The sequence below is a fragment of the Chryseobacterium scophthalmum genome (genome assembly GCF_900143185.1).
Classification (GTDB): domain Bacteria; phylum Bacteroidota; class Bacteroidia; order Flavobacteriales; family Weeksellaceae; genus Chryseobacterium; species Chryseobacterium scophthalmum.
Window position 1 is genome coordinate 1 of the sequence record NZ_FSRQ01000005.1, and the last position, 12,202, is coordinate 12,202.

Here is a 12,202-nt window from a genome sequence, read left to right on the forward strand (position 1 = left end):
ATAAGATAAACAAAGGCGTTTCACTTAGCAAAGAAAGACTAATGGAAAAATAAAGGATTCAAACGTGAAAAAATATTCTTTTATATATTATAAAAAAACACGTTCCTTAGGAGTGCAGGATTTTGCTTTTATATATTGTTCTGTCTGTGATTTGCTTTTTGGAGGATTTGTGTTTTAGGTGGCGCTCCGAAGGAGCTTTGATTCTAAATTCATATGCTTGACTACAAAGGTGGCGCTCCGATGGAGCGCTATCTTTATTAGTATTTAATGGAATAGCTCAGTTAATTCAAATGGGGATTAATATATGTTGTATAAATATGGTGTTATACTTGAAATTTAAACTCTAATCATTAAATAAATCAAAAGTTCTTATTGCAGACTTTCGTTTTAGCCCCGATCGCAGCATTTGTTTGAGCTCATTTTATTTTGAAAAAATAAAATAGCGAGTGCGGAGAGCGGGAAATAGCTCACAAAAAAAATACCTCCGAAAATATTCAGAGGTAAAAATATGTTTTTCAAGTTTTTTATAATAGAATCAGAGGAAACGTTTGGCGAGTACTTTATATATATAGTATCCGATTAGGCAGCCAATGGTGTCGGCAACGATATCGAGTGTTTCCATTGATCTGCCGAGTTTCATTTCTTCCTGCAGAATTTCTGTGAGGAATGCATAAATCAACATGATCTGAAAGAAATAAGAAAATCTGATTTTTGGAAAGGCAGCGATAAAGCAAAAACCCAAAGCTGCAAATATGCTTAAGTGCAAAACCTTGTCGATACCGTCGAACATAAAGAAGTATTCGTGGTTCTCGACACCGGGACGCAAAAGCATATAAGTAAGAAATGCCCAATAAATGGGCAGTATCTTAATAAATATGTTTGAAATTTTATCCAATGATTGCTTTATATTCTTCTGCTGAAAGCAATTCTGAATGATCTGCTCCTTCTGCAATTTCAAGCTTAATGATCCATCCGTTTCCATAAGGATCTGTATTTAACAATTCTGGCTGATCTTCCAAAGCAGAATTAAATTCTGTAACTTTTCCTGAAATAGGCAAGAATAAATCTGAAACCGTTTTTACAGCTTCTACACTTCCGAAAACATCTCCTCCATTCACATCATCATCTACTGTATCTACATCTACATAAACGATATCTCCCAACTCTCCTTGCGCAAAGTCTGTGATACCAATTGTAGCAACGTTACCTTCGATCTTTACCCACTCGTGGTCTTTAGTGTACTTTAATTCTGACGGTGTATTCATTTTATTTTTTTTATGTTGACAAATTTATTCAAAATAGAGATATACTCAAAGAAAATTTTAAACAAGTTACAGGCTTAAACAATTTATCCAGATTATTCTTCTTAGTTTCTATGAGATTTCAATCTAACTTTATTAAAGATTTTAAACTTTGATAAAGTAGTTAATGATTTTTCAAATTTAAAAAAACAAAAGACACACAATACTGCGCATCTTTTATTCTTATTTAAATTAATTATTATTACCTACCAAAGATAATGATTGAAAACTTATCATCCAATAGCTGTGATATAAAAAATCCCTTTCTTTTTACAGAAAAGGATTTTTTATTTGTTTTATTTATAAACCTCCGGAATCACCAAAAGTGAATGTCGCAGAAATCCCGGCTCTAATTGTTGACAACGGGAAAGCTGTTGAGATTTTATATTTTGAAGTCATCTGTTCGTAGAATAATCTCAGATTCAGATTTTCAGAAACATTGTAATCTGCGGAAAGCTTGATGTTCATTAATTTTTGTCCGCCCGTAATTTGAGAATCATTCAATAAGATATTCATAATACTTGTCTGACTGTCTCTCAAGGAAATATCGCCACGTATATTTAAATCTGATCCTTTTGCTCTTGCTCCTCTCTGATTATTGGTTCCCAAACGGAAGTTTCTTACAATATATCCTAATCTTATAACATATTCTGTGTACGCATCTTCGGTAAGAGAGTGATTAACCAAACCAAGAATCATACTTCTTGTTTTGTTGTACTGCACCCCAAACTGCATATTGTTTCTCATCGTAACATCTACTCCGATCAATGGTGAGAAAGATTCTGTATAACTTACCTGAGAGAATGTATAAGGATTGATGTAATTATCATTAACATCTCTCTGAGAACTTGTTTTGTCTATTCGGCTGTTGAAGTAATCAATATTTGATTGTACTCCAGTTGCTGTATACGTTGCAGTATAACTGTGAAGAATGTCAAATTTGGTAAACTGGCCGTTAATGATCGGAATATTTCTAAGACCTGAATAGATAATTCTCCAGTTCGGAATCGGCAGTCCTGCTTTTTTTGCATTTCCTAAACGCTCAGGATTTTTGCCTTCCATTGCAGCACGGAATGCAGGAATTAAAACATAAGCATTAGAAATACCGTGTCCTTCTGTATATCCATTCGGATTTAAAACTCCGCCCATTTGTTGTGAAATCAGCTGAGCATTGGCTCTGATCGCATCATAAATCACAGTACTTTCTTTAAATGATGAGTTTAAAAGAACCACCGTATTAGAATACGATACCATATCACTTGCAAACGTAAGGTTCGGATTTGCATTTCCAAAATCATCTACATAGTTGAATCCTGTGTGCGAGAAATTTCGGTTATAAGTTTGCAAAACATTAAAACTTATATTAAAATCATTCACCGGAGCAACCTGTAAATCGGCCCTAAATTCTCGGGTAGACATCTTCATATAAGGGTCAATCATAAATGGTGAATCACTTACCCAGCCTCTTTCCATTGATAATCGTCTGATGTCTGCCTGCGAACCAAAAAGGAAACCTAAAGAAGGACCACCTAAAGTCTGACCATAACCATATCCGTTTGGAGCAGACAATAAACCTGGAAGTACAGTTCCGTTATTTTCGGTATAAGTTACATTTAACTGCTTCATAGAAGTAAGTATAAATGCTGCGCTCTGTAAAATAGAAAGCTTGTTTTTAAACTTATATCTTTTGTACGCATATCTGTTTTTCTCCCAAGCCTGATTAACTGCATTATTTAATGAATCTTGTTCCTGCTTACGTTTTTGAAGTGTTGTCGACATCCTTTTAAAATAACTAAACTGCCCAAAGAACTTCGGAAGATCTGCCGTAGCATTCGCCGAAATAACATTGGTGTTCTGCCCTATCGACCCTAAACTTCCTTCAGGACTTGCAAGAAGTGCCGTAGATCTCGCATTCCAGTTATATGTAAATCCGTAACCTACTTCTGCATCAATAAAATCAAGATACGGAAGATATTGGAATGGCAATTTATAATTTAACTGAACTCTGTGATTATACAAAACAGGTCTCCCTGATCTGAACACATTTCCAAAGATTGAAGAATTGTCCATCGTATTTACATCAACCTGATCATTTAATGTTCTTGTTGCGGAATTGATTTCTAATTTCAACGATTTAGTAAAATTAAATCCTAAACCATATTGCCAACCGAAGTAGAAGTTTCTGTTCTTCAAAGCAGCAAAATCATCATTAAGATTTCCGCTAAGAATGGCATCAATATTTCTAAATTCTAGTTCGTTATAATTTCTGTCTAATTCAGTTCTGAAAGATAATCTTGTAGGAACCGGATTGAAATTAAATTCTTTTATCCATCTCAGGTATTTTGTAGATTTTGCCGTATCGCTAATCATTTTATTAAATGGCTTTACTACCCAAGGTTTGAATGTATAATTGTAATCTAAATATCCTCTGAAATACTGTCTGTAGTTTTTCTTGGTATAAATATCACGGTAATGATCGTCGTTATAAACAGCAGTTAATGAAAGGTTTTCTACATCATAAAATTTAGGCTTACTATTTGGTTTTACCCTTTCTTTATGCATGTTGACAACCCCAATACTTCTTTGCTGAGTATACGTTCTTGCTACTTTTTTAAGTTCTTCCTTGTTTGCAGCTTTACTAAACTCAACATCGGTATCTAAAGGATTGTACTTCGGATCTTCGATGGTTTGAGAATAAGAATAGTTCACCGGAATTTTCATCCCTGTATTTTCAGGCAAGAATTTATCTACGTTTACTGCGGTATTAATACTAAAAGCCGATTGTGTAGCCTGACTTCTTTCTGCCGGTTTAGAATCTATATTTCCGAAACCTACAGATGAATAAGAAGCACTCGTATTAACTGTTGCAAAATCTCCCAGGTTGAAATTTAAGCTTGCGTTTCCTGCATAACCGCCATCGTTTTCAATTTCAGAAAGACGAATTTCGTTTACCCAAAGAACTCTACTAATAGAATTTCCTCCTGATTGCTCGGCATTTCTTACTCCAATCATAATGGTTGTTACGTTTCCTAAGCTAGGGCGGCCTTTAATATAGATTTTTTTTGATGTATCTCCTCCACCAAATTGAGCATCTTCAATTCTTTCCACAAGCTTATTCGGAAAGTTTCTGTCACGTCTTATTTTGGCATCTACAAAATCCTGAATATTAAAATCAACATCATTCTCAAATGGCCAAATATCCATTGGTGCAGTTGCACTTTTCGGAGTAATCTTTAGAGAAGATTCATATTCGTAATAGTTATCTGTAGCATCACTACCAAAACGAATGAAAAACTTAGTTTCTTCGTCTATTCCGGTTGCACGATTTGTAGGATCTTGTGCATGTACAAAAAGTCTTAATTTTTTGTATCTTCTCATGTCAAGACTTGTATTTTTGAATACCCCTCTCGCTTCATTAGCTGCTAAATTAGTAGCTTTTAGATACAATGATGATTCATTTTGTCTTTGTGCTCCTGCATTTCCACTTAGAACTTGTCTGTCAATTCCCGGAGGAAGTACATAGGGTGGTTGGTTTAAAGCATTCTCTTCAATATTTACACTTCCAACTTCAAAATTGTCTATATTTTGTAACGTTGAGCCCTCATCAGTTGCAGGATCTGGAACCGTGCCTCCATCTGCATATTTAGCAATATTTTTGCTGTATCTTCTCCAATCCGATCTAATCAAATCCATTGTACCAAATCTCAAAGTTGAAGTTTGATCAAATCCTGTTAATAATAATCTGGCAAATCTTACATTGTTAAGTATAGCTACACTATTTGGATCATTACCTTTAGCAACCGGGATTCTAAATAAATACCATTTTACATCATCCGTTTGCCCATTTTGGAACGTAGCTGTTACCGTTTTCTGATCGATGATATAATTATTTGTTCCTAATCCTAAACTTGCCTGATCTAAATTAACAACATATTCATTATAGTTTTCAGTTTGATCCAAATTATAATCTTTATTGATATCTTCTGCATCCGGAGTCTGTGAAGAAACTTCTAACGAACCGCTTCTTGAATTTCCTTCAGGACCTCTGAAATATTTGTATCGCTGCACGATAGATGCTGCCTGACTTCCTGTAAATTTATCTGACAAATAAAATACAAAATCATCAACTGCAGGGTCGGAAAGATTGGTTACTGGATTTACAAAAGTATTACCAAACCTCATCGCCTCTTGGTCTGAGCTTAATCCATCATATCCTAAATCCTGTGCGGTTCTATCTGCACCTTCACTTGAAAATGCATATAAAATCGGAGGCTGTTTTGGCTGTATTCCCCAGTTGGAAGTGGTCGTAGTTGATGGACTTCCTCCGGTAGGCAAACCATTTTCGTACTGCATTAAACCATCTTTAAGAACATCTTCAGAGACATTACCTAATTGTAATAAAAGTTTAGGATTTGTACCTAAAGTATTTCCGTCTGCATAAGGATCCATCATCCAGAATTCTACAAATTCAATATTCGAATTCACAAAGTTAGTAACACTTATCGGACGCATAATTCCAGCCCATCTCTGCTGTGTCGTTTCAGTAGCCGGATTGGCATTGTAAGGTCCCTTTTCCTGAGGAAAATAAGAAATATCAAAAGTATTGGTAAAAGTCTGCTCTCCCGCTACAAAATCTCTGTTATTAAAAATTTCTGAGAATTGCACCCTTCTTGAAGCATGGTTGGAAACCGATGCAGGAGTAATTCCCTGTGGAGCTCTACCTCCCACTCCCCAAAATCTCGGGTCAATATTATACCATGTAAGTAAACCTCTTCCATATCCATTCGTCAAATTATCATTAGCGCCTGCTCCGGCAAAAAGTGGATTTCCTTGACTTTTCTCTGGTTTAGAAGCCAAGCTCCAAGCGGTAGGTTCTTTTAATGAAATTTTTGAAGTGGTTTGTTCAAAATCATCAATGTATGATTGATCATTTGTTCCTTTATTAATTCCCGGAATTAAATAGGCACCTTCCATTTTAAAGTTTAAGTTAGAAGGAGCTTCAGTGTTGATTCCAGGAATTTTATCTGTTAATCTTGTCAGGAATGGCAACTGATTGTTGTACATCATATTCACTCCCGCCATTGTGTTGTTTACAGCTTCCTGGCCGTAATTTACTTTTTGGGTAAGTGGAGATTCAGAATAATTAACAACAGTTCCACCAAAAATAAAGTTTTCACTGACTCTTCTTTCTAAATTTAAACCTAAAAATCTTTTTCTCTGAGTATTGAAAGTCAACTGATTTTCTAATGAAATATTAATCGCCTGACCTGATTGTTTTACCGTTTCATTAATGATGGTAACTGTTCCCAACATATAATCTACCGTATAATCAATACCTTCTGTAAGCTGTACTCCATTTGCAGAAACTTTTACAGAACCTTGAGGTACGTTTACGGCACCCAAAGAAATTCCTTGCCCTTGAGCTCCTTTATAACGACCTTCCATCGTATATCGTAATGCAAGATTACTTTGGCTTGCCTGCTGTTTCTGTTGCGTATAAAGATCTGAAAATACATATTGAGGATTACTACTGCCTAAAACCTGCGTCATATAACTTCCGAAAGGCTGTACCTTAGTAAACATAATCCGTCCTTGTTCTTTTTTGATCGTAATTCCTTCTACAAAATCAAAAACACCATCACCTAAAACTCCATTATTAGACTGTAAGTCGCCATTCACGTTAAGCCTATCCCAGTTGAAAAGTTTAAGCAAATTGGTACCTTCAACGGAAGTACCGGGTAAGTAATTTACCTTCCCTCCTGTTTTAGCGTCACGATAATATACATTTAAAATAAAACCGTCTCTGTCTACCTGTGCTGCATCTAAAGAATAAAAGTTCTTCATCATTAGATTCCACATTGGTGAATCAACTCTTGTATTACTGTTTGATCTTAATAATTTAGTGACCAAAACCGGACTTTCTTCTGAAAATTCCCCGACTTTGTAAACTTGGTTAGTCCCGTTTACGGTATATGAATATGAAACCGCCAAAAGCTGATTGTCATTCAGTTTTTGATTTAACGAGATATATCCTAATTGCGGATGAAAGGTATATTCATTCGCATCCATCCTTCTTGCTTTGGTACTCAAAACAAAATGTTCCCCATTTTCATAAGGTTGGGCACTTCCTGGAAACGTTTGTCCCTGAAAGTTTGTCAGATAGTTTTTCCCTTGTTCTCTAGGACTTCCAATGGCGTTATTAACCTGATTGTATAATCCGTTTTGAGAGTTATCCGGCGTTCCTGAAGCTCCTTCTCCTAAATCTCTGATCCCGATAATACTTTTCTGATAGGCTAAATTTGAATTCCCTTGATCTAAAACCCAAACTTCCATTCTGGAAATACTGATTCTGGAATTGATCTGAGGATAATTAAGCAAAGCATTATCATAACTATTTAAGAAATATTGTCCGATAAAATAATGCTGGTTATCTTCATAATCTATAGCATTTATTTTAAAGTTATTCATCGTTCCACCACCTTGTACTACGATATTCCTTGCTTCACCTTGTTGTTGTGAAAGTACCACCGTTCCGAAAGTTTTACCCAACTGAAATTCAGATTTCACCCCAAATAAAGATTCAGAACCACGAATCAGACTTGTTGAAAGCGGCATATTCACATTTCCAAACTCAATTCTTTTGATAATTTTGTCTTCACCTCCTGCATTGGGTTTATTTACATCATTCAAACCTTTTGTCTGAAGATCTTTCCAGGTACCTTTTGACTGCCAAACCAAATTCATTCTGTTCTCAAAAGCAAAACCACTTTGAGTATCATAATTGGCTTTAAGCTGTAAGTTTTCACCAACCTTTCCAATCAATCCTAACTGAATTCTTTGATCGATATCAAATGTAAAACTCGTTCTGTTTTGTGGTAAAATTAAAGGGTTATCGATTTTTTGATATAGGCCTCCAAAATCAAATGAAGCATATCCTGAAGGAATAATTTCAATTTTATTGCTTCCGAAAATAGATTCAAAAAGTCGGTTATTAATCGTTAAAGAAGGGATAAGACCTTTCCTTGCCGCATCAGATTTATCCTTTCTGAACATTAGGTTGTAGCTGTCAGATTTATCTCTATAAAAAGCTTTAGACTGCTCTGCAAGCATAAACTCTTTATAATCTTCCGGCGACATGGCAACAGGTGGTCCGGTAATTGTATTACCAATCTTAGGATACACGTAGTACATTCCGATTTTTACATCGTAATATGCTTCATAGTAAGTTGGGTCGGTAACTTCGTAATTCTTTTTTATAGAAACACCTTGCTGATTTTGCACCTGCCCAAAAACATTCATTGAGCAGAATAAAAACGACAAGAGTATATAGATGCTGAGAAACTTATTATTTTTCACCAAATGTTAAATGTTTTTTAAAATTTGTTTTACCAATTCTTCTACAGTAATTTCCGGAACTTGTTTCAAAATTCGATCTGCAATTTTCTCACTTGTTCTTTTAGGAATACCTAGAACTTCTAATGCAGATAACGATTCTTCCTTCACTTTATTATTCTCAAACGAAGAAATATTACCTTCAATATTCCCGAATTTTTGAACCTTATCTTTCAAATCGACAATAATTCTTTCGGCAGTTTTTGCCCCGATTCCCTTGGCTTTCTGAATCACAGCTCCGTTTCCGGAAAGTATTGCCGATGCAATTTCTTCAAGGCTTAAAGTTGATAATAAAATGAGTGCTGAAACTGCACCTACACCGTTTACGCTTATTAAGAGATTAAACATTTCTTTTTCCAAACGGGTATGAAACCCAAAAAGCAGATGCGCATCTTCACGGATGATCTGCTGAATGAATAAAAATGTTTCTTTATTTAAAGTCAGTCTTTGAGAAGTCATGAGGCTGATTCCGACATAATATCCTACACCATTTACGTTGATTACAGCGTAAGTTGGGGTAAGCTCCTGAACGATGCCTTGTAAAGAAAATATCATTATTAAATTTTATAACTTCCAAATATAGTAATTTAAACTAAGTAATGTTTTCATTTCAAACAAGAATGATTTTTAACTTAATTTTAAATAGCAAATACAATAAAAAGAGCTTTTAAACGAATAAATTCCAAAATAAGTTTTTTCATATTGTAAATTAAAATTATTTCAATTCTTGTTTTAAATTTTGACGTCCATTTTCTTTCTTAAAATCACTATTTTTTTTCATTAAAATGTTCAAAACTGAGCATTTAATTTTCCGAAAAGTTGAAATTATCTAATCTCTCTATCATTTTTGGGGATTTTTATTATTAAGAAATCGATGGTTTTTTAGACAAAGAAAAGTCCCACAATAAAAAAACACTTGAAATTCTATCGATTCACTCATTCTATAATCTCATTTTGAGACTGAGTCAAAATAATATTGAAAGGTGATTAATCGGTTTCACATATCAATAAAGATAGTGTTTGATTTGTAATGAAGCATTTACGTGACAAAAGTCAGGTTGATTTTTCCATAAATAATAATTTATATTTACCTCATTATTTTTAATTATTCTAAATAAATGAAAAAGCGATACGCACTTTCAATTCTTTTATTGGCAACTTTAGCCTCTAATACCTCAGCTCAAAACCTGCAAGACAGTTTAAAAACCAAAAATATCAACGAAGTAATTATGGTTTCTTCTCGTTCACCAAAACAAATCAGCGATATTCCGGGAACAGTTTGGGTAATCGGCCAAAAGGAACTTCAGACTCAAATTCGAGGTGGAGCCTTATTAAAAGAAGTATTAGGAAATATGATTCCGGGATTTGATTTTGGAAATCAGGGTCGAACAAACTATGCTCAAAACATGCGTGGAAGAAATGTTTTGGTAATGATTAACGGGATTTCTATAAGCAGCACAAGAGCAACCAGCCGACAATTTGATGCGATTGATCCTTTTAACATTGAAAGAATTGAAGTCCTTTCTGGGGCATCTTCTATTTACGGGGGAGATTCTACAGGGGGAATCATCAACATTATTACAAAGAAACCAACGTCCAACAAACTGGCTTTTGAAACTTCAGTAGGTTTAAAATCAGGTTTTCACAAAGATGATTTAGATAAAAGGATTGCTCAGTCTGTAGAAGGCGGAACCGATAAAGTGAAATTCAGATTGGGAGCAGCTTTTACACAAAACGAAGGTGCTTTTGATGCGAATGGTGACCAAATAATCACCGATGTAAAACAGGCAGATTTTCAATATAACAGATCGATCGATCTTTTGGGAGGAATTAGTGCTAAACTGGCTCCAAACCAAGACCTGAATGTAGATTTACAATATTACAATTCAAAAGTAAGAAACAAAAAGTGGCTTTCTTTCGGACAGAATTTTGTTGGGTTCACCACAAAAAACCCTGATTTGATTAACGTTTTAGACGGAGCCGATTCTGATCTTGTTCCAAGAACGGAACGTTTTATGGCCAACCTCAATTACAATGTGCGAAATATTTGGGGTGGACAAGATTTAATTTTACAAGCTTACGGAAGACGCGAAGAAGTAGATTTCGGAGCATCGTTTGCAGAAGTTCCGAAACCACCAGCTGGAGTTGTACTTCCGGTTTTTCTTTCATCCGCAAGAGGAAATACGAATGCTTACGGAGCAAAATTGGTTTTAAATAAAAAATGGAACGCTTTCAATTTCACTTACGGAGTTGATGTGGATCTCGAAAACTTTACAGGTGACCAGGCAATTTTTAATCCACAAAAAAGTGCAGAATCAGGAGGTTTGGTGAATCAGACCGATGCTTTTGTAGGAAGATATCCCGATACAAAAACATCTGCTCTTTCAGGTTTTATTCAGGCAGATTGGAATATTACAGAAAAATTAACTTTTTCAGGAGGTGTTCGTCAACAGTTGATCAATGTAAAACTGGATGATTTTGTAGGATTTAAAGAGCAGGTTTATATGCATTTCGGTTATGGAAATTCTGCAGATGCCGTGAAAGGAGGTAAAAATAATTACGACGTTACTTTATTGAACGCCAGTTTACTGTATAAATTCAATCCTTCCTGGCAAACCTGGTTAAATTTTTCTCAGGGATTTGCCGTTCCTGATGCTGCAAAATCTTATGGTTTCGGAAAATATCAATTGAACAATAATCATTGGAATCTACTCAACAGCATGAATATTGCCGAACAACCTTTAAGCGGAATTAAAACTGATCAGATGGAGCTTGGTTTCAGACACAACAGAACTTCCGAAGAAGGACTTTCTGCTCAAGGATCAGTTTTCTACGCACTTTCCAACAAAACTTTGAAGATCGACAATGCAGCTTTCACCATTTCTTTGCTTGATCAAAAATTACGAAACTATGGTTTTGAAGGGGCTTTAAGCTACAGATTTGCTCAAGGTTTAGAATTGGGAGGAAACGTTTTATTGATGCAGTCTGAAACAGAAATCGTTGATAAAGGTTGGCAAAACCAATCGGTTTACACTACAAACCCATCAAAATTTATGGTTTTTTCAGGCTGGAATGCAAAAAGTTTTTCATTAAGGCTACAAATGCAGAATTCTATGAATTACACCGATCTATCAGATATGAAAATCAATGGATACACCTTATTTGATTTAGTTGGAGATGTGAAATTAAACAAAGGAGTCATCAATTTTGGAGTACAAAATATTTTCAATAAACAGTACACTACCATTTGGGGGCAACGTTCTGTATTTTTCTACGGAGCACCTCAAAAAGCATTTGCTTATCAGGGACGAGGAACTACATTTTCTGTAGGATATACAATAAATTATTAATTATATCTGAAAGTTTTTAACCATTAAGATTTTATTAAGATGTTAAGTTTAATTAAGATTAAATCATACTGATTTTACATAAGCGAAGCTGCCTTAATATTCTTAACTCCTTAATAAATCTTAATGGTTCAATTAAAAAAAATCCTAGAAATATTAATT

The 12,202-nt window shown here is 34.8% G+C and carries 5 protein-coding genes; 1 reads left to right on the forward strand and 4 read right to left on the reverse strand.

Annotated features, from left to right (window positions below; translation table 11 throughout):
* Positions 1 to 535 precede the first annotated feature (535 nt).
* The 4 genes from BUR17_RS18160 to ruvA form a co-directional block, all read right to left on the reverse strand.
* Entirely contained in the window at positions 536 to 982 is a 447-nt protein-coding gene (locus BUR17_RS18160; protein ID WP_084550771.1) for a VanZ family protein, read from the reverse strand.
* Positions 888 to 1,265: a glycine cleavage system protein GcvH gene (gene gcvH / locus BUR17_RS18165; protein ID WP_074231928.1), complete on the reverse strand. Its 378-nt coding sequence runs from the start codon at positions 1,263 to 1,265 to the stop codon at positions 888 to 890. Before gcvH ends, BUR17_RS18160 begins: the two co-directional genes overlap by 95 nt.
* Positions 1,266 to 1,601: 336 nt before the next feature.
* Positions 1,602 to 8,600 (reverse strand): T9SS outer membrane translocon Sov/SprA, encoded by a 6,999-nt coding sequence (gene sov / locus BUR17_RS18170; protein ID WP_084550774.1) that lies wholly within the window; start codon positions 8,598 to 8,600, stop codon positions 1,602 to 1,604.
* Positions 8,601 to 8,663: 63 nt separating this feature from the next.
* Entirely contained in the window at positions 8,664 to 9,248 is a 585-nt protein-coding gene (gene ruvA, locus BUR17_RS18175; RefSeq protein WP_074231930.1) for a Holliday junction branch migration protein RuvA, read from the reverse strand.
* A gap of 563 nt (positions 9,249 to 9,811) precedes the next feature.
* On the opposite strand from ruvA, the gene BUR17_RS18180 reads away from it, so the two are divergent.
* On the forward strand, positions 9,812 to 12,043 hold the full coding sequence (locus tag BUR17_RS18180; RefSeq protein ID WP_074231931.1) for a TonB-dependent receptor: 2,232 nt from the start codon (positions 9,812 to 9,814) through the stop codon (positions 12,041 to 12,043).
* Positions 12,044 to 12,202 lie beyond the last annotated feature (159 nt).